A 23,040-nucleotide genomic window follows, 5' to 3' on the forward strand; every position below is an offset into this window, starting at 1 on the left:
CCCGGATCGGTCACCCCGCACGTGGAGTTCGAGGCGCGCGCGTACATCCTCTCCAAGGACGAGGGCGGCCGGCACACCCCGTTCTTCGAGCCGCAGCGCGCGGGCCAGGCTTTCGATGACCTGCCTGCTCACGCTGATGTCGCGGCCCTGTTCGAGCCACGTGTACCAGGTGACGCTCAGCCCGGCGAGCTGCGCCAGCTCCTCGCGGCGCAGCCCCGGGGTGCGGCGCCGCGGCCCGGACCGGAAGCCTGCCGCCGCCGGGTCCGTCGCCTCCCGCCGGGCACGGAGAAAGGCGCCGAGTTCGTCGCGCTGGACCAGGTCTGTCATGGGCCGAACTCCTCTTGGACGGTGGTTCCGTCCCTCACCGTAGGAGTCTCCGTGACCATGACGCCAACGAGACTTGGGAACAGCTGGTATGCGCTGAAGTCATGGATGTCGTGGACGTCATGGCTGCCACGGGATGCCCATGGGTGCTGGACCGGCTGCGGACACCTACTTTTTTGCCGCCGACGGGGTCGGCGACAGGGTCGGCGACATGGGCCCCAGGGCTCCCCTCCCGAAGCCGTGCGGTGACTCCCGCGCGGGGGCCGGGGCGCTCCTCGCCCGCTGTCACGCTCGGTTACTATGCTCACTTCGTGCCGGAGGTCACCCCGGTCGCCGACTGCATGGTTGAGAAGCTGGATGGCCAGGGAAAATGCTGCGAGAAGTCACCGCGACCCGCTACATCACGCCCCTGCGGGAGGGCGGCTCGCTGCCGGGGCTCGTCGAGGCCGACGACCTCGGGACGTACGTCATGAAGTTCACCGGCGCGGGCCAGGGCCGCAAGACGCTGGTCGCCGAGGTCGTCTGCGGTGAACTCGCGCGCCGGCTCGGGTTCCGGATGCCCCGGCTGGTCACCGTCGAACTGGATCCGGTGCTGGGGCTCGGCGAACCCGAGCAGCAGGTGCAGGACCTGCTGCGGGGCAGTGGCGGCACCAACCTCGGCATGGACTTCCTGTCCGGTGCCCTCGGCTTCGACCCGCTCGCCTTCGCGGTGAGCCCCGAGGAGGCCGGGCGGATCGTCTGGTTCGACGCGCTCGTCAACAACGTCGACCGCTCCTGGCGCAATCCCAACCTGCTGGTCCACCGGGGCGACCTGTGGCTCATCGACCACGGTGCCACCATGATCTGGCAGCACAACTGGCCGTCGGCCGAGGCGTCCGCGGCCCGCCCGTACGACGCCGCCGACCACGCGCTGAGCGGGTTCGGCCCCGACGTCCGGGCGGCCGCCGCCGAGTTGGCGCCCCTGGTCACCGAGGAGCTGCTCGCCGAGGTCACCGCCGAGATCCCGGACGTCTGGCTCGCCGCCGAGCCCGGCTTCGACACGCCCGACGACCTGCGGCGCACCTACGCGCGGCCGCTGCTCGCCCGGGCCGCCGTCATCCACGAGCGCATCACCGGCATCGAGGGGGCCAAGTGAGCGAGACCCACATCAACGTGGCCGGACATGTGACCGAGCGCCACATCACCCGGACCGGCCAGGGCGGCGACCGGGACGTCTTCGAGTACGCCCTGCTGCGCGTCGTACCCCGCGTGGAGCGCGGCGAGTGCATCAACGCGGGCGTGCTCGTGTACTGCCGGGCCAAGGGCTACGTCGGCGCCCGCACCCATCTCGACGAGGCCCGGCTGCTGGCCCTGGACCCGGCCGCGGACGTGGCCGGGGTGCGGGCCGCGCTCGGGGCGGTGGAGGGGGTCTGCGCGGGCGGGGCGGCGGCGGGGCACGCGGCCGGGGACGACCCGGGGCGGCGCTTCCGCTGGCTGGTCGCGCCCCGCTCCACCGTCGTCCAGCCGGGGCCCGTGCACACCGGACTCACCCGCGACCCGGCCGCCGAGACGGAGCGGTTGCTGGACCTCCTGGTGAGGTAATGGATCACAGTGCGCGGAGTGACGTTGACACCGCGTGCCAGGGCTTCTAGCGTCACGTCTGTCGAAGGTACTAAGCGGTCGCTCACTAGTCGGCCGGGTTCTCGATCAGGTGTTCTCAAGGGCGAGGAGAAACAGCAATGTCCAGCACTGAGCAGCGGGTGGCCGTCGTCACCGGTGCCGCACGGGGCATCGGCGCCGCCACCGCCGTACGACTGGCCGCCGAGGGCCGCGCGGTCGCCGTGATCGACCTCGACGAGGCCGCCTGCAAGGACACCGTCGAGAAGATCACCGCCGCCGGCGGCAAGGCGATCGCGGTCGGTGCCGACGTCTCCGACGAGGCCCAGGTCGCCGCCGCGATCGCGCGGGTCGTCGAGGAGCTGGGCGCCCCGACCATCCTGGTCAACAACGCCGGTGTGCTCCGCGACAACCTGCTGTTCAAGATGTCCGCGTCCGACTGGGACACGGTCCTCAACGTGCACCTGCGCGGCTCCTTCCTGATGACCAAGGCCGTCCAGCAGCACATGGTCGAGGCCGGCTGGGGCCGGGTCGTCAACCTGTCCTCCTCCTCGGCGCTCGGCAACCGCGGCCAGGCCAACTACTCCGCCGCCAAGGCCGGTCTGCAGGGCTTCACCAAGACCCTCGCCATCGAGCTCGGCAAGTTCGGCATCACCGCCAACGCCGTCGCCCCCGGCTTCATCGCCACCGAGATGACCAAGGCCACCGCCGAGCGCGTCAAGATGGGCTTCGAGGAGTTCAAGGCCGCCGCCGCCACCCAGATCCCCGTGCAGCGCGTCGGCGAGCCCGAGGACATCGCCAACGCCATCGCCTTCTTCACGAACGAGGCCGCAGGCTTCGTCTCCGGCCAGGTGCTGTACGTGGCCGGCGGACCGCTCGACTAGAAGAACACCGGGGAACCTGGGGAACACTGACATGACTGAACTGCCCGAGCTGTCCGGCAAGGTCGCCATCGTCACCGGCGCGAGCCGCGGCATCGGCTACGGCGTCGCCGAGGCGATGATCGCCCGCGGCGACCGCGTCGCCATCACCGGCCGCAACGAGGACGCCCTCAAGGAGGCCGTCGAGAGCCTCGGCGCCGAGCGCGTCATCGGCATCGCAGGCAAGGCGCACGACCTGGCCCACCAGAGCGAGGTCGTCGAGCGCACCATGGCGGCCTTCGGCCGCGTCGACTACCTGGTCAACAACGCGGGAACCAACCCGGTGTTCGGCCCGATCGCCGACGTCGACCTGGACGTGGCCCGCAAGGTGTTCGAGACCAACGTGGTCTCCGCCCTCGGCTTCGCCCAGAAGACCTGGCACGCCTGGCAGAAGGACAACGGCGGCGCCATCGTCAACATCGCCTCCGTCGCCGGTCTGTCGGCCTCGCCGTTCATCGGCGCGTACGGCATCAGCAAGGCCGCGATGATCAACCTGACCCAGCAGTTGGCGCACGAGTTCGCCCCCGGCGTCCGGGTCAACGCGATCGCCCCCGCGGTCGTCAAGACCAAGTTCGCGGAGGCACTGTACGAGGGCCGGGAGGCGGAGGCCGCCGCGGGCTACCCGCTCAAGCGGCTCGGCGTGCCCTCCGACATCGGCGGCGCCGCCGCGTTCCTCACCTCGGAGCAGTCCGACTGGATCACCGGCCAGACGCTCGTCGTCGACGGCGGCATCTTCCTGAACGCCGGCATGGCCTGACGGACCCTCGGGCGTCGTTTTCGTCACACATATTTGCCGCATGTGTGAGGAAAACGGCGCCCACGCGGTCGTACAAGATCCGCACAGCCGGATGACAACGTCGTCATAGCACATTCGATCAACGCCCGTGTTTCCGGGGTACTTCAAGGCGCGCAACGCTGCGGTATGGTCTGCCGCCGACCCCTGGTACGGCGGATCGAGGAGCGTGCGCGTGTTCAACCGGAACCGAGGTCTGCGAAGAGTCGCCGCGGTCGCGTCCATCTCCCTGGTGGCCGGGTGCGGGGTGCTCTCCGGCAGCAGCGCGGGCAACAGCGGGCCGATCGTCGTCGGTACGACCAGCGCCCCCAGCACCCTTGACCCGGCGGGATCGTGGGACGGCTCCTGGGAGCTGTTCCGCAACGTCTACCAGACACTGCTCGCCTACCCCGACGGCGCCACCACCCCCCAGCCCGACGCCGCGGAGAACTGCGCCTTCACGGACTCCGGCTCCCGCACCTACCGCTGCGAACTGCGCTCAGGACTGAAGTTCGCCGACGGCGACAAGCTCGACGCCCGGGCCGTCAAGTACTCCATCGACCGGATCCGGAGCATCAACGCGCCCAGCGGCCCGGCCGGACTGCTCGGCAGCCTCGACCGGGTGCAGGCGACCGGCGACCGCGAGGTGGTCTTCCACCTCAACAAGGCGGACGCCACCTTCCCGTTCGTGCTCGCCACCCCGGCCATGTCCATCGTCGACCCCGACGACTACCCCGCCCACTCGCTGCGCAAGGACGCCTCCGTGCACGGCTCCGGGCCGTACACCCTCAAGTCCTACGAGGACGGCAAGCGGGCCGAGCTGGTCCGCAACGACAACTACCAGGGCTTCGCCCAGCGGCAGAACGACGCGGTGACCATCCGCTACTTCCAGGACTCGGCCACCATGGTCAAGGCCCTCAGGTCCGGGGACATCGACGTCACCTACCGTGGTCTCGCCGCCTCCGACATCGTCGCCCTGGAGGCGCACAGCAGCACCGACCTGCAGCTGATCGACGGGTCCGGCACCGACATCAGCTACCTGGTGTTCAACCCCAAGGACCCGTGGGCCAAGCTGCCCGCCGTGCGCAAGGCCGTCGCCCAGCTCGTCGACCGGGCCGCGATCGCGCACACGGTCTACAAGGACACCGTCGACCCGCTGTACTCCATGGTCCCGGCGGGCCTGACCGGCCACACCACCGGCTTCTTCGACGACTACGGCGACCCCAGCACCTCCAAGGCCCGCAAGATCCTCGCCGACGCCGGCATCACCCAGCGGGTCCCGCTCACCTTCTGGTACACCACCGACCGCTACGGCTCCGAGACCGGCCAGATGTTCCAGGAGCTCAAGCAGCAGCTCGACGACTCCGGGCTGTTCACCATCACCCTCAAGAGCCGGCCCTGGAAGACCTACGTCGTCGGCTACCAGAAGGGCGAGTACCCGGTGTTCGGCCGCGGCTGGTTCCCGGACTTCCCCGACGCCGACAACTTCATCGCGCCCTTCGTCGGCGAGCAGAACGCCCTCGGCACGCCCTACCCGTCCCCCGTGATCACCGGCAAGCTGCTGCCGCAGTCCCGCAGCGAGAGCGACCGCGGCGAGGTCGTCAAGGACTTCGAGGAGGCCCAGCAGATCCTCGTCAACGACGCCCGGCTGATCCCGCTGTGGCAGGGCCGGCAGTACGTCGCGGCCAGCAACGACATCTCCGGCGGCGAAAAGACGCTCGACCCGTCGACGATCATGATGATGTGGGAGCTGCACCGCAAGACCAGCTGGTGAAACCGCCGTCCGGCACCGGTTGTCAGTGGTCGCCTGTAGGTTTTTCGGTACCAGCAGGAACTGCAAGTGACCGCAATTCGTGAGGACGTTGACGTGACCGACATCGCCATGCTGCCCGAGTCCTGGCGCGGGGTTCTGGGTGACGAGCTGCAGCAGCCCTACTTCAAGGAGCTGGCCGAGTTCGTCGAGGAGGAGCGGGCGAAGGGCCCCGTCTACCCGCCGCGCGAGGAGGTCTTCGCCGCGCTGGAGGCGACGCCGTTCGACCAGGTCAAGGTCTTCGTCCTCGGCCAGGACCCCTACCACGGCGAGGGCCAGGGCCACGGGCTGTGCTTCTCCGTCCGCCCCGGGGTGCGGATCCCGCCGTCCCTGCGGAACATCTACAAGGAGATGCGCGAGGAGCTGGGCTGGGAGTCCGTGCCGGACAACGGCTACCTGATGCCGTGGGCGCGGCAGGGCGTGCTGCTGCTCAACGCGGTCCTCACGGTCCGCGCCGGTGAGGCCAACTCGCACAAGAACAAGGGCTGGGAGAAGTTCACGGACGCGGTGATCCGCGCGGTCGCCGACCGGCCCGACCCGGCCGTCTTCGTCCTCTGGGGCGGCTACGCGCAGAAGAAGCTCCGGCTGATCGACGAGACCCGGCACGTGGTGATCCAGGGCGCGCACCCGTCCCCGCTCTCCGCGAAGAAGTTCCTCGGCTCCCGCCCCTTCACCCAGATCAACGAGGCGGTCGCGGCCCAGGGCCACGAGGCGATCGACTGGCGGATCCCGAACCTGGGCTGAACGCAGACACAGGGCGCCGCGAAGCCGACCGGGGGCAGCCCCCGCCGGCCCGCGGCCGGCCACCGGACCGTGGTCCGACGGCGCCGCCTGACGGTGAAAACCGGCGGCGCCGTCTAGCGTCGGCACCACACAACGGCTTACAGCCCGGAGGGCCCGGTGGCGGAGCGACAGGAGCGTACGGCACTCGATGCCGTGCTCACGCGGATCGGGCAGGTCGTGATGCTGCACCATGCCGGGGACCGCGAGGAGGCCCGCCGGCGCCTGCTCGACCTGTGGGCGGAGCTCGGCGAGCACGGCGAACCGCTGCACCGCTGCACCCTGGCCCACTACCTGGCCGACACCCAGGACGACCCGTCCGACGAACTCGCCTGGGATCTACGGGCGTTGTCGGCGGCGGACGAGGCGGAGGGAGACGTGCAGCTGCGCGGCTTCTACCCCTCCCTGCACCTGAACCTCGCCGCCGACTACGTGAAGCTCGGCCGTGCCGAGGCCGCCCGCAGCCACCTGCACCGGGCCCGCGGCGCGGCCACCGCACTCGGCGACGACGGGTACGGCAACGGGGTCCGGTCCGCGATCAGCCGCCTGGAGCTGCGGCTCGGGGACGACGGCGACCCGGGCGCCGACTCCTGGGGCCCACCACGGCAGCGGCCGACGTAGGGCCGCGCCGGCGTCTCAACGCCCGTACGTCTGTTCGCAGATCCGTGCCTGCGGACTGTCCGCGCCCCAGCCGCCGTACTGCTTGCCGAGGGCGCACACGTCCGGGGCCTTCGGGGCGGAGGGGGAGAGGCCGGGGAGGCCGGCCTGCGGGCTGTGCGACCGGGGTGCGCCGTGGGGGTGCGGAGTGGCGGCGCGCGGGGCCGCCGGGGCGCGGTGGTGGGCCGGGGGAGGGGGCACGGGGGTGTGGGAGGCGGCCGGCGCGGCCCGATGGGTCGGGCGGGGCGGCCCGACCATCTCCAGGGCCTCCTTGACCGGCGCCTGCACCACCCTCGGCTCGGCACTGCCGTCCGGGCGGGGCACCGAGGGCAGCGAGGGCGCCGTACCCGGAGGCGGGCCGGGCACCGCCGGGCGCTGGACCGTCACACAGCCGGAGAGGGCCGAGACGGTCACGGTGACCAGGAGCGCTGCTGTGGTCGTCGTTCGATGCACCCGCGCAACTCTGCTGGGTCGGCGCGGAGGTTGACACCGTCGACAGGACTTTGGTGCCCCGCACGGGTGATCTCGCGCCCCGTACGGGGGACGGGCGGGTGCCAGGCTGACGTCAGTCGCCGGTCGCGCCGTCGATCCGCTCCCGGATCAGGTCGGCATGGCCGTTGTGCCGGGCGTACTCCTCGATCATGTGGGTGTGGATCCAGCGCAGGTTCATCTGCTGTCCGGTGCGGCGGTGGCGGCCCTTGGAGAGGTCGTCGAGACCGAAGCCGGCCGCGGCCTGCCGGGCGGCCCCGATCTCGGCCTGCCACGCCGCGTACGCCTCCTGCCAGGTATGCGCCTCGGTGAGCCGGAACTCGCCGTCGGGGTCCTCGTCGCTCCAGTAGAGCGGCGGTGCCTCCTCGCCGACGAGTACCCTGCGGTACCAGGACCGCTCCACGTCGGCCATGTGCCGCACCAGCCCCATCAGGGACAGCGGGGACGGCTCCACGGAGGCGGTCCGGAGCTGGGCGTCGGTCAGGCCCTCGCACTTCACCGCGAGGGTCCGCCGGTGGAACTCCAGCCAGCCCTCCAGCATGGTGCGTTCGTCGGCGTCCGCGGCGGGCATACGGCGTTCGGTCGTCATGCCCGGCATCCTGGCCCACCACGGCCGATCACACCACGGATTATCGGCCCGTATGCTTCCTTTCAGGCATGCGCAGGCATGCGCAGGCAACCGTAGGCAACCACCAGGGGAGCGTCAGTGAAGGTCGGCTGCATCGGACTCGGCGACATAGCGCAGAAGGCGTACCTGCCGGTGCTGGCCGTGCAGCCGGGGCTCGAACTCCACCTCCAGACCCGCACCCCCGCCACCCTCGACCGGATCGCCGACAGCCTCCACCTGCCCGCCGGCCGTCGGCACGCGACCCTCGACGACCTCCTCGCCCAGGACCTCGACGCCGCCTTCGTGCACGCGGCCACCGTCGCCCACCCCGAGATCGTCACCCGCCTGCTGGACGCGGGCGTACCGACGTACGTCGACAAGCCCCTTGCCTACCGGCTCGCCGACTCCGAACGGCTGGTGACGCTCGCCGAGGCGCGGAACGTGTCGCTGGCCGTCGGCTTCAACCGCCGCCACGCCCCCGGCTACGTGCAGTGCGCCGACCACCCGCGCGAGCTGATCCTGATGCAGAAGAACCGCATCGGGCTGCCCGAGGAACCCCGCACGATGATCCTCGACGACTTCATCCACGTCGTCGACACCCTGCGCTTCCTCGCCCCCGGCCCGGTCGAGGACGTGACCGTCCGCGCCCGGGTCGCCGGTGGCCTGCTGCACCACGTCGTCCTCCAGCTCGCCGGGGACGGCTTCACGGCGCTCGGTGTGATGAACAGGCTCAGCGGCTCGGCGGAGGAGATCCTGGAGGTCTCGGGGCAGGACACCAAGCGCCAGGTCCTCAACCTCGCCGAGGTCGTCGACCACAAGGGCCAGCCGACGGTCCGGCGGCGCGGCGACTGGGTGCCGGTCGCCCGGCAGCGCGGTATCGAACAGGCCGTGCTCGCCTTCCTGGACGCCGTCCGCGCCGGAAAGGTGCTCAGCGCCCGGGACGCACTGGCGACTCATGAACTGTGCGAGCAGGTGGTACGAGAGGTGCGGCGGCACTCCGGCGCAGCCTGACCGTCCGCAGCCCCTCGGCCAGGCAGTACGCGGCCAGCACCAGCAGCGCGCCGTCCACCGGCCAGTCGCCGTACCGCACGAACGGGGTGACCCCGCGGGCGATCGGCACCTCGTAGACGCGCGCGGTGCTCGCGTCGGTGCCCAGCCACGGGCCGATGCGCTCGCCGCCCGGGCCGTAGACGGCGGACACCCCGGTCAGCGTGGCGTGGACCATCGTGCGGCCGGTCTCGGCGGCCCGGAGCGCGGCCAGCGAGGCGTGCTGCTCGGGGGCCCAGCTGTCCTGGAAGGAAGACGTCGACGTCTGGCCGATCAGCACCTGCGCGCCGTCCTGGGCGAGATGCCGGCTCATGTCGGGGAACGCCGTCTCGAAGCAGATCATCGGGCCGATCCGCAGCCCGTGGCCGACATTCATCACCACCTGCTCGGTGCCGCGCCGCCGGTCCTCGCCGGCCGCCTTGCCGACCGACGTGGCCCAGCCGAGCAGCGAGCGGGCCGGTATGTACTCGCCGAACGGAACCAGGCGCATCTTGTCGTACCGGCCCCCGGTCGGGCCGTCGGCGCCGACCAGTAGGGAGCTCTTGTAGATACCGGGCCGGTCGGAACGCCGGGCATCCACGTTGACCAGGATGTCCGCGCCGGTCTCCCGGGAGAGGGCCGCGATCCGCCGCGCGAGATCGGGCCGGTCCCCGAGGTCGTACCCGACGCTGCTCTCGCCCCAGACGATCAGATCGGGATGCTGCCCGGCCAGCTGCCGGGTCAGCTGTTCCTCCCGGTCGAACCGCCGGACGCCGCTGTCGGTGCCGTCGACGATGCCGGGCTGCACGACGGCGATCCGGACGTGACCGTCGACGTCCGGGCGCGGTGACCACATCCAGGCGGCCGAGGTCGCGGCGGCCGTGGCCACCAGCGAGGCCACCGCCGGCACGCGGGCCTCCCGCACGGATATCAGCACGGCGACCGCGACATTGACGGCCACCACCAGGAAGCTCAGCAGCCACACCCCGCCGACCGAGGCCAGCCGCAGCGCCGGCGTCACCTGCCACTGGGTCGCGCCGAGCATGCCCCACGGCCCGCCGAGCCCCTGCCACGACCGCACCAGCTCCACCAGCAGCCAGCCCGAGGGCAGCACCAGCACCGCGGCCGCGGCCCGCCCCGGCGACGGCACCCCGCCCAGCAGCCGGCGCGTCACCCAGCCCCAGGGCGCCCAGAACACGCTCAGCAGACCGGCGATCAGGAAGATGAAGACGTGCAGGCTCGGCAGCAGCCAGTGGTGCACGGCGACCATGAACCCGAACCCGCCGCACCAGCCGTCGTAGGCCGCCCGCCGCCCGGTCGGCGCCGAGCGCGCCAGCAGCAGCCAGGGAACCAGCGCGACGTACGCGAACCACCACAGCGACGGCGCCGGAAAGGCCAGGACCGGCAGGGCGCCCGCGAGCGCCCCGACGCAGGAACGCCGCCACGGGGAGGTGAGCCAGCGCTCGACGGTCCTCATCCATCGCCTCCTGCCTGCGGGTCCTTCCAGTGTGCGGGACCGGGCGGGGGCTCCGACAGGGGGCATGGGCGCGGGCTCAGTCGGACACGGCGACCGCGCGCGGGTCCGGCAGTCTGCGCCACCGCTCCTCGACGACGACCTGACGCAGCCGCCAGCCGTCCCGGGTGCGCAGGAACGCGAAGGAGTAGCGGCCGCCGCACACGAAGTCCGGGGCGGTGGAGGCGCCGTCGCCGCCGGCGAAGCGCATGGGGTTGACGTAGTCGGCCTGCAGATGGGCGGTGTCGCCGGTGTCGTGATCCAGGATCCCGAACCGCACCAGGCGGTTGACGATCAGGTGCTGCCGCATCGAGAAGAGGGTCAGGTTCTCCGCGAGCCACCCGGCCACCTGCCCGGCATCGCCCTCGATCCCGCCGGCGGAGCGGTAGTCGGCCCGCCCGTCCGCCGCGAACAACCTCCGGTACGCCGCCCAGTCACCGTCGTCGACGGCCACCGCGTACTCGGTGACCATCTCGTCCACGGCCAGCCGGTCCATCACGGTCGCGAGCTCCACGCGCTGCGTCATCGGCTCAGTGTTGGGCACGGGGCGGGCGGAGCCAAGGGGCACGGGCGATATTCGGTGATGTTCGAACCGACCACCCCCGGCCCCGGGCCCATGAACAGTCAGTCCGTCGAACAGGAGCCCGAGTTCCGTATCCGTGCCCGCCATGCGGACACGAGCCGCGATGAGTTCTGCCGGGTCCGGCGGTCGTACAGTCGAACCCGTTACCGAGGAGGACTCCCGATGCGCAGCGTGACCTACTCAATGGGCGTCTCGCTCGACGGCTACATCGTCAGGCCGGACGGCAACTTCGACTGGACGGCGCCCGACGAGGACGTCTTCCGCTTCTGGATCGACGAGATCCGGGACGTCGACGTCCACCTGCTGGGGCGACGGCTGTACGAGACGATGCTGTACTGGGAGACGGCCGACCAGGATCCATCGCTCGACGAGTCCATGCTCGAGTGGACCGCGCTCTGGAAGCCGCTGCCAAAGGTGGTGTTCTCCACCACGCTGTCGGCGGTGCAGGGCCATGCCCGCCTGGCCTCCGGCGGCCCGGCGGAGGAGATCGAGCGGCTGCGGGCCGAGCCGGGGGCGGGCGAGATCGCGATCGGCGGTGCGACTCTCGCCGCCGAGGCGGCCGCGTCGGGTCTGATCGACGAGTACCGGGTCATGGTCTACCCGGTGCTGGTCGGCGGCGGCATCCCGTTCTTTCCCCGGCACGAGCGCCGGGTGGATCTCGAACTGGTCGAGACCCGCTCCTTCGGCTCAGGAGTCCGCTACCTCCGTTACCGCGTGGCGCGGCGGAGTGCTCAGAGCGTCAGCTCAGGGTGAGGCGAGGATGAGCACTCATGTGTGCGGTCATCGGCATCCTGCATGGTGCGTGCATGCGATCAATGTCCCTCCCGAAGCCCGTGCTGGTGGCTGCCCACATCGCGCGGAGGGCGAGACCCCGTCGGATATGAGGTATCCCCAGTGAGCGACATTGTGGTCCAGAAGATCGTCCGGCCCGAGCGCGCGGTGTCGGGCCCGTGGCTGGAGGTGATCGCCTCGAATCTCGATTACCACCGAGCGACCTTCTTGTGGAAGTGCGAGGGCCTCTCGGACGAACAGCTGCGGCTACGTCCGGTGCGGTCGTCGGCGTTGACCCTGCTGGGGCTCATGCGCCATCTGCAGGGGGTTGAGCGTGCCTGGTTCCAGCGGACGTTGGCCGGCACGACGCCTCGCTTCTTTCCCTATCGGACCTACGCCACCGCTGACGGCGGCGAGTGGTACGACGAGTCGGACGCTACGCCGGCCAGGGACGTCTACGAGGACTACCTCAAGGCGTGCGAGGAGTCGCGGCAGGTCTTCGCGAAGGTGACCGTCGATCTCGCGCGCATCGTGCCGAACCCGGAGTTCGGTGACACCGATGTGCGGTTCGTCCTTGAGCACGTGATCGAGGAGTATGCCCGCCACGTCGGCCACGCGGACCTCCTCCGCGAGGCCATCGACGGCGTCACCGGCGAGTAGCCGACAGCTGCTCGCTGAGCTGAATGGCCGACCACCCGTGAGCACAGGCTGGTCACCGGGGTCCTGCGACCGCCCCAGCGGTCCGAAGCCGGCAACGTCAGGAATCATCCTGGTCGCCTGGCGGCCGCCGGCTTGCGGAGCTTGTTCAGCTGCGCCCTGATGATCGCCTCCGGCACGGCAGCCGGCTCCTTGCCCTTCGGTCCGCCGGGGAGGTTGAAGTCGGTGAACATGGCGACCGTCGTCCCCTGCCGGACAGCCACCACCGCGTAGGGCACCCGTACCGGTTCCTCGTTCTCGCTGCCCGACGCCAGCTGTGTGAGGCGCAGGGACACGGATTCATCGCCGTAGCCGGGGTCGGGCCGGACTTGGACCGCGTCGTAGTCGAAGTCCACCAGGTTGTCCTTGAACGTGCTGCACCGCTCGGCGGCCGTCCGCAACGCGTCGATCACCTGCCTGGCATCTCCTGGGCTGTGCGCCGAAAGCGTCATGTGCGTATCGGATCCGCGCTCTTTCGAGGTGATGAACCGGGCGGTGCGCGCGGTTGCCGCGAAACCACTGCTGCCGCCCACCGCCTGTACGGCGGGCGCGCATTCGGCGGGGGAGGCCGTCTTGCGGGACGCAAAGGCGGCCGCCACGTCCCGCTGTACTTCGTAGCCGTCCAGATCGGTGCCCGTGACCGTCGCCCGTTCCAGGTCCGCCTTGCTCAGCGGCTTGTCCTGGACACCGGACGCCCCTGCCGTTTCCGCCGCGCCCGCCCGGGAGCCCTGCCCGGTTCCGCATGCGGCGAGCGTCAAGGAAGTCATGATCATGGCAACCGCAATGCCGGCATGTGACTGGCGAACCACTGTTTTCCCACCCGTTTGATTCTGGAACGCGAGCCGTCCACCCCGGCTCGGAGCATTGGGCAGCAGGGTAGATCGTCGCCGGTCGTGCAGTCATGCCCCGGGCCGGAGCAGTTGGTAGGGTGCGCGGGTTGCACAGCTTGGAGAGTCGTGGCACCGCGCAGGGAAGGGGGCCGGGGGGACGATGCAGGCGTCAGAGGCCCGGCGTGCAGTGGCTGCGGCCGTCTCGGTCGTCGCATCGCTTGACCTGACCGTCGACGACGCGCTCGTTCTTCACGACTCCAACAAGCTGACACTGCGTCTGCTGCCCTGTGACGTCCTGGCCCGGGTGGCACCTGCGGCGCATCAGGTCGCGCAGTTCGAGATCGGGCTTGCTCAGCGGCTCGCCGCATCCGGGTGCCCTGTGGCTGCGCTCGAACCGCGAGTGGAGCCACGCGTCCATGAGCGTGATGGTTTCGAGGTCACGCTGTGGACCTACTACGAACCCGTGGCACCTGGTCGAGAGGTCTCACCAGCCGACTACGCCCATGCGCTCGGGCGGTTGCATGCCGGCATGCGCGAACTCGACGTCCCGACGCCGCACTTCACGGATCGAGTCGAGCAGGCTCAGCGACTCGTGGCGGACCGCGACCGTACTCCGGCGCTCGCCGACGCGGACCGCGAACTGCTTGGCGACACGTTGCGGAGCCTGAGGCGAGCGGTCGGCGAGCGCGGCGCCGCCGAGCAGCTGCTGCACGGCGAACCGCACCCGGGCAACGTGCTCACCACGAAGAACGGGCTGCTGTTCATCGACCTTGAGACGTGCTGCCGTGGGCCCGTCGAATTCGACCTCGCCCATGCGCCCGAAGCAGTCGGCGAGCACTGTCCAGGGGTCGATCCGGACTTGCTCCGCGAGTGCCGGATCCTCGTGCTGGCGATGATCACCGCATGGCGCTGGGACGCGGACGACCAGCTCCCGAACGGGCGTCAGCTGGGCGCGGAGTGGCTCGGCCAGATCCGAGCGGCACTCGATCCCAACGGCCCGGACACCCGGCGCTGAGAGCCGGTGCGGGCCGGTGTGCGCGCCTCCGTGGTCGTAAGATCGTCGTCCGGTCGTTCCGAGGAGGTTGGCGATGGCACGTCCCGTCACGGTGGTCACCGGTGGCAGTCGGGGTATCGGCGCGGCGACCTGTCTGCGCCTCGCGGCCGACGGGCACGACGTGGTGATCGGTTACGTTCGGGACGGGGACGCCGCCGAGGCGGTCGCGGAGGGGGTGCGGAAGGGCGGGGCGCGCTGTGCCGTCGTCCGGGTGGACACGTCCGTGGAGGCCGATGTGGAGGGGCTGTTCGACGCGGCGGAGCGGGAGCTGGGGGCCGTCACGGGGCTGGTGAACAACGCCGCCGTGACCGGGCCGTTCGGGCGGCTGGCCGACGCGGAGACCGCGGGTCTCCGCCGGGTGGTGGAGGTCAACCTGTTGGGCACGTTGCTGTGTTCACGCCGTGCCGCCCGGCTGATGGCGGCGCGGGGGAGCGGTGCGATCGTGAACGTGTCCTCGGCGGCGGCCACCCTCGGCAGCCCCGGCGAGTACGTCCACTACGCGGCGACCAAGGCGGCCGTCGACGCCCTCACCGTGGGCCTCGCCAAGGAACTGGGCCCCGACGGCGTGCGGGTCAACGCGGTGGCACCGGGCGTGATCGAAACGGAGATCCACGCGGCGATGGGCGACCCCGGCCGGGCCGAACGGGTCGGTCACTCCACGCCGTTGGGCCGCGCCGGCCGGCCCGAGGAGATCGCCGCCGCGATCGCCTGGCTGCTGTCGCCCGAGGCCTCCTACACGACGGGCACGGTGCTGCGCGTCTCCGGCGGCCGCTGAACCCTCAGCCGGTCAGGCCGCCTCGATGATCTGCTCGCGGATCGCCGCGGCCCACTCGACCACCAGCAGCTCGTACTCGGTCCGTTCCTGCGCCGACAGTGTTCCGCCCGCACGCAGCCACAGCGCCCGGATGTGCTCGTTGACCTCGGCAGCAGACCGCACGGAACCAGGGGTTCGGGAATCGGGGGACATGAGAAACAGCGTAGGGGCAAGAACTGACCGTGCGCTACCGGGCCACTACGCAGACCGTATGGGGTTGGTCACGGGCGATACGGCCTACGGGTGGCCACGCCTTGGCATTTGCCAGGCGGCTCGTCGGGACTCCGGCCGGCCCGTGTGCCCCTGAGCGGGACTTCGCCCTTGCCGGAGCGGGTGCGGCGGCCCGAAACCCCTGGAAAACGACGGAAGTCGGGGGTTGGCCGAGATCCGGCGCCCGGCCGTCGTCGCCTGATCGTTGCCTGGTCGCCCCCTCGTCGCTCCCTTGTTGTCCCCCGTCGTCCCCCGTGGGCCCCTGTCGTCACCCCGTCGGCAGCGTCGAGGCGAGCAGTGCGAGCTTCTCCTCGGTGCTGCTCCCCGGGTCCGGGTGGTAGACGACGAGCGTCTGCCCCGCCGCACCGCTGACGTCCAGCCGCTCCCGGTTCAGCCGTAGCCGGCCGACCTGGGGGTGGTCGACGACCTTGGCCGCGCCGTCGCAGGACGCCACGTCGTGGCGGGCCCAGAGTCGGCGGAAGTGCGGGCTGGCGAGGGAGAGTTCGCCGACCAGGTCGATGACGTGCGGGTCGTCCGTGTCGGTCCCGACGGAGCGCCGGAAGCCGGCGACCATGCCGGCACCGGCCTCCTCCCAGCCGGGGTGGAGGGCCTGCTCGGCGGGGTCCAGGAAGGTGTCCCGCAGCCGGTTGGCGCCGACCGAGAAGCGCGGAGACAGCGCGGTCGCCAGGGCGTTGACGGCGAGGACGTCGAAGTACCGGCCCTCGACCAGCGCGGGGAGCGGGAGCGCGGCGACGAGTTGGGCGACGCCCGGCGGGACGGTCTCCTTCCGGGCTCGGCGCCGGCGCCGGCGGGGCCGGTCGGTGCCGAGGCGGAGCAGGTACGCCGTCGCGTCCTCGTCGAGCCGCAGCACGCGCGCGAGGGACTCCAGGACCTGCACGGAGGGGTTGCGGTCACGGCCCTGTTCCAGGCGCAGGTAGTAGTCGGCGCTGATGCCGGCCAGCATCGCGACCTCCTCCCGGCGCAGGCCCGGCACCCGCCGTACCCCCAGTACGGGGATGCCGACCTGCTCCGGCGTGACCAGCTCGCGGCGGGCCCGCACATACGAGCCCAGCAGGTTCGGTTCGTCGGTCATCCCGCCACCGTAATGCGGCCACCGCGCTCGTGCCTGGTCCTGTCACCCCCAGGATCACCAGGGCTCTGCCCCGTCCGGGGCCGGGCCGCGAGCGTGGTCGGTGACAGCGACGAGCAGCCGAGGAGCGCGATCATGTCGACGTATCTGCTGGTACACGGTGCCTGGCACAGCGGGGAGTGCTGGGAGCGGGTGGTCCCCTTGCTGGCGGCGGCGGGGCACCGGGTGTACGCACCCTCCCTGACCGGTCACGGCGAGAAGGCCCGTCTGCTCGGACCGGACGTCGGTCTCGACACCCACATGGCCGACGTCGTCGGGCTGATCAGGGACGAGGACCTCACCGACGTCGTCCTCGTCGGGCACAGCTACGCGGGGCTGGTCGTCACGGCCGCCGCCAACGAAGTCCCCGACCGCATCGGGCACCTGGTCTACCTCGACGCGATGGTCCCGGAGCACGGCGAGACCGCGGCCGACGTCCAGCCCGCGACCCGGGACCTGATCGACAGGGCCCTCGCGTCCGACAGCGGCTGGCGGGTCCCGCCGTTGCCCGAACTGCCGCCGCCCTACGGCCTGTTCGGGGTGACCGAGGCGGCGGACGTGGCATGGCTGCGCGCCATGCTGTCCGACCAGGCGGTGCGCACCCTGCAGCAGCCGGTGCGGCTGGACGATCCTGCCGTAGGCGCGATCCCGCGGACCCACATCCACTGCGTGGCGAACGTCCCGGAGGGCATCGTCCGTCGTCCGGTCCCCGCGGCCCAGCAGGTGTGGGAACTGCCCACCGGCCACGACTGCATGATCACCATGCCGGCCGAACTCACCGACCTGCTGCTCAAGCTGGGCTGATCCCGAGCGGGATATTCGCTGGGCCCGTCGGCCGCGTGTCCGTAGGGTCGGCGCATGGCGGACGAGGACCAGCAGGCGATGGACGAGAACCGGCGGGCGGTACAGGCGGCGGTCGACGCGGAGCTGCGGCTCCTCGATCCCGAGGTGCGCGCCCGCCCGGAGCTCGTCCTCGAACTGCTCGATCCTGAGTTCACCGAGGTCGGGGTGTCGGGCCGCCGCTGGGACGCGACGTCGATCCTGACGGTGACCAGCGGGGGATCGGTGTCCCCGGAGTCACCGGTCGAGGTGAGTGAGATGTCCGGGACCGTCCTGGCCCCGGGCATCGTGCACCTGACGTACTTCGCGGACAACCAGGGCCGCCGGGCCTGGCGCAGCTCCCTGTGGCGGCTCACGGAGACGGGCTGGCGTGTCTTCTACCACCAGGGCACCCTGGCTGCCGACCGCGGCTGAGCGCACGGCCGGCAGCGCCCCGAAGGGGCGCGGGGCTGTAGCCATATGCGGCTCCGCCGCGTGGGCGCGACCAGCCACGACGCTGCCGCAGCCGACCGGACGGCCCGGCGTTTCCAGCGAAGCGCCTAGCTCGCCGACTCCGCCGCGTGCGGGCTCAGCACGTCCGCCGAGACCAGGGCGATGATCACGATGCCGAGGGCGATGCGGTACCAGACGAACGGCATGAAGCTCTTGTTGGAGATCCACTTCATGAACCACGCGATCACCGCATAGCCCGACGCGAACGCGATCACCGTCGCGAACAGGGTCGGACCCCAGGCCACATGGCCCTCGCTCACCGAGTCCTTGACCTCGAAGGCGCCGGAGGCCAGCACCGCCGGGATGGCGAGCAGGAAGGAGTAGCGGGCGGCCGCCTCGCGCTTGTAGCCCATGAACAGGCCCCCGCTGATGGTGGCGCCGGAGCGGGAGACGCCGGGGATCAGGGCGCAGGCCTGGCAGAGGCCGTAGATCAGGCCGTCCTTCACGCTCAGGTTCTCGAGCGTCTTGCGCTGCTTCGGCGCCCGGTGCCGGCCGCCCGTCTCGTCGCGGGCGGCGAGCCGGTCGGCGATGCCGATGACGATGCCCACGACGATGAGCATGGTCGCGGTGATGCGCAGGTCGCGGAACGGGCCCTCGATCTGGTCCTTCAGCGTCACGCCCAGCAGGCCGATCGGGATCGAGCCGACGATCACCAGCCAGCCCATCTGGGCGTTGTGGTCCCGCCGCATCGCCTTGTCGAACAGCGACCGGAACCAGGCCGAGACGATCCGCCCGATGTCCTTGCGGAAGTAGATCAGCACCGCGGTCTCCGTGCCGATCTGGGTGATCGCCGTGAAGGCGGCCCCCGGGTCCTTCCAGCCGGAGAAGGCCGCGGTCAGCCGCAGATGCGCGCTGGAGGAGACGGGCAGGAACTCGGTCAGCCCCTGGACGAGGCCGAGGACCAGCGATTCAAACCAAGACATGAAGGTACGGCGTCCCAGGGGTGAGGAAGAGGCTGGCGGTCGCGTGGGCACACGTGGTCATGCGGGCACACGCGCTCAGGCGGCCGCGCGTGGGCACACGGACATGTGATCATGCGCGTGCCACCGCAGCGTAGCGGGCCGGGGTGACGGCGGGGACACAGGGGTTCGGCAGGCGGCCGGGCGGCCGCGGGGTGTTGACCGGTCAAGGTGCCGCCGCTTACGTTTCAGCAGGGGAAAGCGCTTGCTCCGCACATCGGGGTGCGGGTGCGGCGCACCTCGGGCGGGAGTTCGCCCATCGTCGGTACACGCCCGAGGAGTGCTGATCACGTCCATGCCCCGCTCCCCCCGCTCCACGGACCCCTTCGCCGGCCGCCGCATCCGGGCCGCCGTCGTCGGCGCCGGCGCCATCGGGCGCGGCTCCCATCTGCCCGCCCTCGCCCGGCTGGCCGCGGAGGGCGAGACCGAGGTCGTCGCCGCCGTCGACATCGATGCCATCGCCGTCGAGGCGATGTGCGCCGAGGCCGGCGTCCCGCACGCCTACACCGACCTGGACCGGATGCTCGCCGAGCAGCGGCCCGACCTGGTCACCATCGGCACCCCGCCGACCCTGCACCGGGACCAGTCGGTGGCCGCGCTGCGGGCCGGCGCCTGGGTGTGGTGCGAGAAGCCGCCGGTGCCGAGCCTCGCCGACTTCGACGCGGTCGAGGCGGAGGAGGGGACGGACGGCGGGCCGTACGCCTCGATCGTCTTCCAGCACCGGTTCGGCTCGGCGGCCGACCAGGTGCGGCGGCTGCTCGCCGAGGGGGCGCTGGGGCGCCCGCTGGTCGCCCACTGCCAGACCACCTGGTACCGGGACACCGCTTACTACGCGGTGCCCTGGCGGGGCCGCTGGGCGAGCGAGGGCGGCGGCCCGGCGATGGGGCACGGCATCCACCAGATGGATCTGCTCCTCGACCTGCTCGGGCCGTGGGGCGAGGTGCGGGCGATGGCCGGCCGACTGGTGCACGCGGTGGAGACCGAGGACGTGTCCACCGCCCTGGTCAGGTTCGAGAACGGCGCCCTGGCGACCGTCGTGAACAGCGTGCTCAGCCCCGAGGAGGTGAGCCGCATCCGCATCGACTGCGAGCGCGCGACGGTCGAGCTGACCCACCTGTACGGTCACGGCAACGACAACTGGCGCATCACCCCGGCCCCGGACGTCTCCGCCGACGAGGCGGCGGCCTGGCGGGACTTCGGCCCGGACGTGCCGAGCTCGCACCTGGCCCAGCTGCGCGAGCTGGTCGGCAGCATGCGCGCGGGGGAGCGGCCGCGCAGCAGCGGCGCCGACGGGCGCACCAGCCTGGAGCTGATCACCGCGCTGTACAAGGCGGCGTTCACCGGCACGACCGTTCGCGCGGGCGAGATCGGTCCGGGTGATCCTTATTACACGGCCCTGCACGGGAACGCCCCGGGCTGGGCGCCGGCCGCGCGCGAGGAGGTGTCCGCGTGAGCGGCGAGCTGCGGATCACGCACACCCACGGCGACCGGGTCACCGTGACCGAGCCGGTCACCGGGGTGCAGCTCTTCTCGTACGTCTACCGGCCCGAGACGGCCTGGGAGGCACCGAGGCCCTACCTGCACCCGATCCGTACCCTCGCCGGGGACGTCGTCACCGACTACCGGCCGAACGACCACCGCTGGCACAAGGGCCTCTCCCTGACCGCCTCGCATCTGTCGGGCGCGAACCTGTGGGGCGGCAACTCCTATGTGCACGGGCAGGGTTACGTGGCCATCCCGGAGCGCGTCGGCTCGATGCGGCACGCCGGCTTCGACGAGGTGTCGTCGGCCGACGGCCGCCTGGTCGTCGCGGAGCGGCTGACCTGGCATCCGTACGACGGGACGCTGTGGGCGGAGGAGCGGCGCCGCATCGAGGTCCATGACGTGGACCCCGGGGCGCGTTCCTGGGCGCTCACCTGGACCAGTGAGATCACCAACCGCCGTGCCGAACCTCTGCTGTTCGGCAGCCCGACCACGGCCGGGCGCGAACAGGCGGGCTACACCGGTCTGTTCTGGCGCGGCCCGCGCGCCTTCCGGGACGGCCGGATCGTCGGCCCGGAGGGGGAGGGCTCGGAGTCCATGGGCTCGCAGTCCGCCTGGCTGGCCCTGTCCGGCGAGCACGACGGCGCCGACGGCCATGCCACCGTCGTCTTCGAACACGCCCCGGAGAACGACCATTTGGGCATCCGCGGCAGCCACCCCGCGCACTGGTTCGTGCGCAACGACCCGTTCGCCGGCATCGCCCCCTCCTGGGCCTTCCACGACGAGCTGGAACTGGCCCCCGGCGACACCCTCCGGCGCCGCTACCGGGTCGTCGTCGCCGACGGCGCCTGGGAGCGCGCGGAGATCGCCGCGTACCTGGCGGCGCATCCGTGGTGAGCGTGGGGGAGTAGCCCCGCTCAGGCGGCTTCCGGTCCGGTGACGGTCCAGCCCGGTGCCTGCGGGTGGGCCGTCAGGTCCTCGTGCCGTACCGGGTCGCCGCAGGCCGCGCAGGTGACGACCGGGGTGAGGGTCTTCCCGCAGCTGTGCTCGATCACCATGGGGCGGTCGCCGTCCGGGTGGAGGTGTCGGTCGCCCCAGGCCATCAGGGTCATCAGGACCGGCTCCAGTTCGAGGCCCGCCTGGGTGGCCCGGTACTCGAAGCGCTGCGGCCGCTCGCTGTAGACGCGTTTGGTGAGGATCCCGGCGTCGACGAGCCGGCGCAGCCGGGTGGCCAGGATGTCGCGCGGGGCGCCGATGTTGCGCACCAGCCGGTCGAAGCGCCCGTTGCCCAGGTACACCTCCCGCAGGACCAGCAGGGAGTACTTCTCGCCGACGAGCGCCAGGGCGTCGGCGATCGAACACGGGCGGGGGTCCTTGGGGGCGGTCATGGGGTCAGTCTAGTAGAGGGTTGGATTTTCAAACGCTCGGAGTTATGGTGGGTTCGGATTTCCTACTCACCGGTAATCGAGACTGGCAATCGAGGTCCCCGAGATGCGTGACGCAGTCATCGTCGAAGCCGTACGCACCCCTGTCGGCAAGGGCAAGCCGAACGGGTCCCTGGCGCACGTCCACCCCGTCCAACTCCTCGCCCACACCCTGCGCACCCTCGTCGAGCGCTCCGGCGTCGACCCGGCCCTCGTCGACGACGTGATCGGCGGCACCGTCGATCAGGTCGGCGAGCAGGCCATGAACACCACCCGGTACGCCCTCCTGTCCGCCGGTTTCCCCGAGACGGTGCCGGCGACCACCGTGGACCGCCAGTGCGGCTCCTCCCAGCAGGCCGTGCACTTCGCCGCGCAGGGCGTCATGTCCGGTGCCTACGACATCGTGATCGCCTGCGGCGTCGAGTCGATGAGCCGGGTCCCGATGTGGTCCAACGTGCCGGCCGGCAAGGACCCCTTCGGGCCCGGAATCGCCGCGCGCTACCCGGAGGGCCTGGTCCCGCAGGGCATCAGCGCCGAACTCATCGCCGCGAAGTGGTCGATCAGCCGGGCGGAGATGGACGACTTCGCGGTCTCCTCGCACCAGAAGGCGGCGGCCGCGTGGGAAGCGGGACTGTTCGACGCGCAGGTCGCTCCGCTGGACGGCGTCGCCCGCGACGAGTCGGTACGGCCCGGCACCACCGCCGAGGTGCTCGCCGGGCTCAAGCCCGCCTACTACGACCCCGGGTTCGCCGAGCGGTTCCCGCAGATCGAGTGGAACGTCACGGCGGGCAACGCGAGCCCGGTCAACGACGGGGCGTCCGCGGTGCTCATCACCTCCGGTGAGACCGCGGCGAGGCTCGGGTTGCGGCCACTGGCGCGCCTGCACGAGTTCGCCGTGACCGGATCCGACCCGTTGCTGATGCTGACCGGCGTGATCCCGGCGACGGAGAAGGTGCTGCGGCGGGCCGGGCTCGGCATCGGGGACATCGACCTGTTCGAGGTGAACGAGGCGTTCTCCAGCGTGGTGCTGGCCTGGCGGCAGGAGACCGGGGCCGATCTGGCGAAGGTGAACGTGAACGGTGGGGCCATTGCGCTGGGGCATCCGCTGGGGGCGAGCGGGACCCGGCTGACCACGACGCTTGTGCATGCGATGCGGGAGCGCGGCGCTCGCTTCGGCCTGCAGACCATGTGCGAGGCGGGTGGGCTGGCGAACGCGATGATTTTGGAAGCGGTTCGGTAGGGGGCGGTGCGCCTAGGGGGGT

The 23,040-nt window shown here is 71.3% G+C and carries 26 protein-coding genes and 2 pseudogenes; 18 read left to right on the top strand and 10 right to left on the bottom strand.

What is annotated here, in order from left to right; all coding sequences use genetic code 11:
- A pseudogene (locus tag ABT137_RS41110) lies at positions 1-99 on the top strand (EF-Tu C-terminal domain-related protein); the annotation flags it as partial.
- Here ABT137_RS41110 and ABT137_RS41115 read toward each other — a convergent pair.
- A pseudogene (locus tag ABT137_RS41115) lies at positions 85-327 on the bottom strand (helix-turn-helix domain-containing protein); the annotation flags it as partial. The pseudogenes ABT137_RS41110 and ABT137_RS41115 overlap by 15 nt on opposite strands.
- 367 nt (positions 328-694) lie before the next feature.
- On the opposite strand from ABT137_RS41115, the gene ABT137_RS41120 reads away from it, so the two are divergent.
- The 7 genes from ABT137_RS41120 (at position 695) to ABT137_RS41150 (ending at position 6,823) form a co-directional block, all read left to right on the top strand.
- Positions 695-1,459, top strand: coding sequence for a HipA family kinase (locus ABT137_RS41120; RefSeq protein WP_351717078.1), 765 nt, complete (start codon positions 695-697; stop codon positions 1,457-1,459).
- Positions 1,456-1,905: a DUF3037 domain-containing protein gene (locus tag ABT137_RS41125; RefSeq protein ID WP_351717080.1), complete on the top strand. Its 450-nt coding sequence runs from the start codon at positions 1,456-1,458 to the stop codon at positions 1,903-1,905. The genes ABT137_RS41120 and ABT137_RS41125 overlap by 4 nt, the downstream gene beginning before the upstream one ends.
- Positions 1,906-2,042: 137 nt before the next feature.
- Complete coding sequence (gene fabG / locus ABT137_RS41130; protein WP_089105586.1) at positions 2,043-2,804, top strand: 3-oxoacyl-ACP reductase FabG; 762 nt, start codon at positions 2,043-2,045, stop codon at positions 2,802-2,804.
- Positions 2,805-2,835: 31 nt separating this feature from the next.
- Positions 2,836-3,597 (top strand): SDR family oxidoreductase, encoded by a 762-nt coding sequence (locus tag ABT137_RS41135; RefSeq protein ID WP_351717082.1) that lies wholly within the window; start codon positions 2,836-2,838, stop codon positions 3,595-3,597.
- 211 nt (positions 3,598-3,808) lie between these two features.
- Positions 3,809-5,386 (top strand): ABC transporter substrate-binding protein, encoded by a 1,578-nt coding sequence (locus tag ABT137_RS41140; RefSeq protein WP_351717084.1) that lies wholly within the window; start codon positions 3,809-3,811, stop codon positions 5,384-5,386.
- Positions 5,387-5,479: 93 nt separating this feature from the next.
- Positions 5,480-6,166, top strand: a complete 687-nt coding sequence (ung, locus tag ABT137_RS41145; protein ID WP_351717212.1) for a uracil-DNA glycosylase — start codon at positions 5,480-5,482, stop codon at positions 6,164-6,166.
- A 156-nt stretch (positions 6,167-6,322) separates the two neighbouring features.
- Positions 6,323-6,823: a hypothetical protein gene (locus ABT137_RS41150; RefSeq protein WP_351717086.1), complete on the top strand. Its 501-nt coding sequence runs from the start codon at positions 6,323-6,325 to the stop codon at positions 6,821-6,823.
- Positions 6,824-6,838: 15 nt separating this feature from the next.
- Here the strand turns inward: ABT137_RS41150 and ABT137_RS41155 are convergent, their stop codons facing one another.
- The gene (locus ABT137_RS41155) at positions 6,839-7,312 is read right to left on the bottom strand and encodes a hypothetical protein (protein WP_351717088.1); all 474 of its coding nucleotides are present in this window, start codon (positions 7,310-7,312) and stop codon (positions 6,839-6,841) included.
- A gap of 112 nt (positions 7,313-7,424) precedes the next feature.
- Entirely contained in the window at positions 7,425-7,937 is a 513-nt protein-coding gene (locus ABT137_RS41160) for a DinB family protein (RefSeq protein ID WP_351717090.1), read from the bottom strand.
- A gap of 117 nt (positions 7,938-8,054) precedes the next feature.
- Between ABT137_RS41160 and ABT137_RS41165 the strand changes: the two genes are divergently transcribed.
- Positions 8,055-8,966, top strand: coding sequence for a Gfo/Idh/MocA family protein (locus ABT137_RS41165; RefSeq protein WP_351717092.1), 912 nt, complete (start codon positions 8,055-8,057; stop codon positions 8,964-8,966).
- On the opposite strand, the gene lnt is transcribed toward ABT137_RS41165, so the two are convergent.
- Both lnt and ABT137_RS41175 read right to left on the bottom strand, forming a co-directional pair.
- Positions 8,884-10,458 carry an apolipoprotein N-acyltransferase gene (gene lnt, locus ABT137_RS41170; protein WP_351717094.1) on the bottom strand — a complete coding sequence of 525 codons (1,575 nt, stop codon included), beginning with the start codon at positions 10,456-10,458 and terminating at the stop codon, positions 8,884-8,886. The genes ABT137_RS41165 and lnt overlap by 83 nt on opposite strands.
- Positions 10,459-10,534: 76 nt before the next feature.
- Positions 10,535-11,020: a nuclear transport factor 2 family protein gene (locus ABT137_RS41175; protein WP_351717096.1), complete on the bottom strand. Its 486-nt coding sequence runs from the start codon at positions 11,018-11,020 to the stop codon at positions 10,535-10,537.
- Positions 11,021-11,239: 219 nt separating this feature from the next.
- Here ABT137_RS41175 and ABT137_RS41180 point away from each other — a divergent pair, with 219 nt between their 5' ends.
- Together ABT137_RS41180 and ABT137_RS41185 are read left to right on the top strand one after the other, a co-directional pair.
- The gene (locus ABT137_RS41180; protein WP_351717098.1) at positions 11,240-11,830 is read left to right on the top strand and encodes a dihydrofolate reductase family protein; all 591 of its coding nucleotides are present in this window, start codon (positions 11,240-11,242) and stop codon (positions 11,828-11,830) included.
- A 141-nt stretch (positions 11,831-11,971) separates the two neighbouring features.
- On the top strand, positions 11,972-12,508 hold the full coding sequence (locus ABT137_RS41185) for a DinB family protein (RefSeq protein ID WP_351717100.1): 537 nt from the start codon (positions 11,972-11,974) through the stop codon (positions 12,506-12,508).
- Positions 12,509-12,612: 104 nt separating this feature from the next.
- Here the strand turns inward: ABT137_RS41185 and ABT137_RS41190 are convergent, their stop codons facing one another.
- Complete coding sequence (locus tag ABT137_RS41190; RefSeq protein WP_351717101.1) at positions 12,613-13,302, bottom strand: hypothetical protein; 690 nt, start codon at positions 13,300-13,302, stop codon at positions 12,613-12,615.
- A gap of 232 nt (positions 13,303-13,534) precedes the next feature.
- On the opposite strand from ABT137_RS41190, the gene ABT137_RS41195 reads away from it, so the two are divergent.
- Both ABT137_RS41195 and ABT137_RS41200 read left to right on the top strand, forming a co-directional pair.
- Positions 13,535-14,389: a phosphotransferase enzyme family protein gene (locus ABT137_RS41195; RefSeq protein ID WP_351717103.1), complete on the top strand. Its 855-nt coding sequence runs from the start codon at positions 13,535-13,537 to the stop codon at positions 14,387-14,389.
- A 73-nt stretch (positions 14,390-14,462) separates the two neighbouring features.
- On the top strand, positions 14,463-15,203 hold the full coding sequence (locus ABT137_RS41200) for an SDR family oxidoreductase (protein WP_351717104.1): 741 nt from the start codon (positions 14,463-14,465) through the stop codon (positions 15,201-15,203).
- Positions 15,204-15,215: 12 nt separating this feature from the next.
- Here the strand turns inward: ABT137_RS41200 and ABT137_RS41205 are convergent, their stop codons facing one another.
- Together ABT137_RS41205 and ABT137_RS41210 are read right to left on the bottom strand one after the other, a co-directional pair.
- Positions 15,216-15,395, bottom strand: coding sequence for a hypothetical protein (locus tag ABT137_RS41205; RefSeq protein WP_089105573.1), 180 nt, complete (start codon positions 15,393-15,395; stop codon positions 15,216-15,218).
- Between the two features lie 325 nt (positions 15,396-15,720).
- Complete coding sequence (locus tag ABT137_RS41210) at positions 15,721-16,545, bottom strand: helix-turn-helix domain-containing protein (RefSeq protein WP_351717106.1); 825 nt, start codon at positions 16,543-16,545, stop codon at positions 15,721-15,723.
- Positions 16,546-16,677: 132 nt separating this feature from the next.
- On the opposite strand from ABT137_RS41210, the gene ABT137_RS41215 reads away from it, so the two are divergent.
- Together ABT137_RS41215 and ABT137_RS41220 are read left to right on the top strand one after the other, a co-directional pair.
- Positions 16,678-17,385: an alpha/beta fold hydrolase gene (locus ABT137_RS41215; protein ID WP_351717108.1), complete on the top strand. Its 708-nt coding sequence runs from the start codon at positions 16,678-16,680 to the stop codon at positions 17,383-17,385.
- Positions 17,386-17,439: 54 nt separating this feature from the next.
- Positions 17,440-17,835, top strand: coding sequence for a nuclear transport factor 2 family protein (locus tag ABT137_RS41220; RefSeq protein ID WP_351717110.1), 396 nt, complete (start codon positions 17,440-17,442; stop codon positions 17,833-17,835).
- A 125-nt stretch (positions 17,836-17,960) separates the two neighbouring features.
- Here the strand turns inward: ABT137_RS41220 and ABT137_RS41225 are convergent, their stop codons facing one another.
- Positions 17,961-18,836 (bottom strand): undecaprenyl-diphosphate phosphatase, encoded by an 876-nt coding sequence (locus tag ABT137_RS41225; protein ID WP_351717112.1) that lies wholly within the window; start codon positions 18,834-18,836, stop codon positions 17,961-17,963.
- A gap of 331 nt (positions 18,837-19,167) precedes the next feature.
- On the opposite strand from ABT137_RS41225, the gene ABT137_RS41230 reads away from it, so the two are divergent.
- Positions 19,168-20,325: a Gfo/Idh/MocA family protein gene (locus tag ABT137_RS41230; protein ID WP_351717114.1), complete on the top strand. Its 1,158-nt coding sequence runs from the start codon at positions 19,168-19,170 to the stop codon at positions 20,323-20,325.
- Positions 20,322-21,251 (top strand): DUF6807 domain-containing protein, encoded by a 930-nt coding sequence (locus ABT137_RS41235; RefSeq protein WP_351717116.1) that lies wholly within the window; start codon positions 20,322-20,324, stop codon positions 21,249-21,251. The genes ABT137_RS41230 and ABT137_RS41235 overlap by 4 nt, the downstream gene beginning before the upstream one ends.
- A 20-nt stretch (positions 21,252-21,271) precedes the next feature.
- Here the strand turns inward: ABT137_RS41235 and ABT137_RS41240 are convergent, their stop codons facing one another.
- Positions 21,272-21,742, bottom strand: coding sequence for a winged helix-turn-helix transcriptional regulator (locus ABT137_RS41240; protein ID WP_351717118.1), 471 nt, complete (start codon positions 21,740-21,742; stop codon positions 21,272-21,274).
- Positions 21,743-21,845: 103 nt separating this feature from the next.
- On the opposite strand from ABT137_RS41240, the gene ABT137_RS41245 reads away from it, so the two are divergent.
- Positions 21,846-23,018, top strand: a complete 1,173-nt coding sequence (locus ABT137_RS41245) for a thiolase family protein (protein ID WP_351717119.1) — start codon at positions 21,846-21,848, stop codon at positions 23,016-23,018.
- Positions 23,019-23,040 lie beyond the last annotated feature (22 nt).

It is taken from the genome of Streptomyces sp. NPDC001980, from assembly GCF_040296885.1.
Classification (GTDB): Bacteria; Actinomycetota; Actinomycetes; order Streptomycetales; family Streptomycetaceae; genus Streptomyces.

Bases quoted from the DNA above. Each gene is read 5' to 3' on its own strand.
- ABT137_RS41120 (WP_351717078.1), top strand. From the start codon at position 695: ATGCTGCGAGAAGTCACCGCGACCCGCTACATCACGCCCCTGCGGGAG.
- fabG (WP_089105586.1), top strand. From the start codon at position 2,043: ATGTCCAGCACTGAGCAGCGGGTGGCCGTCGTCACCGGTGCCGCACGG.
- ABT137_RS41135 (WP_351717082.1), top strand. From the start codon at position 2,836: ATGACTGAACTGCCCGAGCTGTCCGGCAAGGTCGCCATCGTCACCGGC.
- ABT137_RS41160 (WP_351717090.1), bottom strand. From the start codon at position 7,937: ATGACGACCGAACGCCGTATGCCCGCCGCGGACGCCGACGAACGCACC.
- lnt (WP_351717094.1), bottom strand. From the start codon at position 10,458: ATGAGGACCGTCGAGCGCTGGCTCACCTCCCCGTGGCGGCGTTCCTGC.
- ABT137_RS41175 (WP_351717096.1), bottom strand. From the start codon at position 11,020: ATGACGCAGCGCGTGGAGCTCGCGACCGTGATGGACCGGCTGGCCGTG.
- ABT137_RS41180 (WP_351717098.1), top strand. From the start codon at position 11,240: ATGCGCAGCGTGACCTACTCAATGGGCGTCTCGCTCGACGGCTACATC.
- ABT137_RS41195 (WP_351717103.1), top strand. From the start codon at position 13,535: ATGCAGGCGTCAGAGGCCCGGCGTGCAGTGGCTGCGGCCGTCTCGGTC.
- ABT137_RS41200 (WP_351717104.1), top strand. From the start codon at position 14,463: ATGGCACGTCCCGTCACGGTGGTCACCGGTGGCAGTCGGGGTATCGGC.
- ABT137_RS41205 (WP_089105573.1), bottom strand. From the start codon at position 15,395: ATGTCCCCCGATTCCCGAACCCCTGGTTCCGTGCGGTCTGCTGCCGAG.
- ABT137_RS41210 (WP_351717106.1), bottom strand. From the start codon at position 16,545: ATGACCGACGAACCGAACCTGCTGGGCTCGTATGTGCGGGCCCGCCGC.
- ABT137_RS41215 (WP_351717108.1), top strand. From the start codon at position 16,678: ATGTCGACGTATCTGCTGGTACACGGTGCCTGGCACAGCGGGGAGTGC.
- ABT137_RS41220 (WP_351717110.1), top strand. From the start codon at position 17,440: ATGGCGGACGAGGACCAGCAGGCGATGGACGAGAACCGGCGGGCGGTA.
- ABT137_RS41225 (WP_351717112.1), bottom strand. From the start codon at position 18,836: ATGTCTTGGTTTGAATCGCTGGTCCTCGGCCTCGTCCAGGGGCTGACC.
- ABT137_RS41230 (WP_351717114.1), top strand. From the start codon at position 19,168: ATGCCCCGCTCCCCCCGCTCCACGGACCCCTTCGCCGGCCGCCGCATC.
- ABT137_RS41240 (WP_351717118.1), bottom strand. From the start codon at position 21,742: ATGACCGCCCCCAAGGACCCCCGCCCGTGTTCGATCGCCGACGCCCTG.
- ABT137_RS41245 (WP_351717119.1), top strand. From the start codon at position 21,846: ATGCGTGACGCAGTCATCGTCGAAGCCGTACGCACCCCTGTCGGCAAG.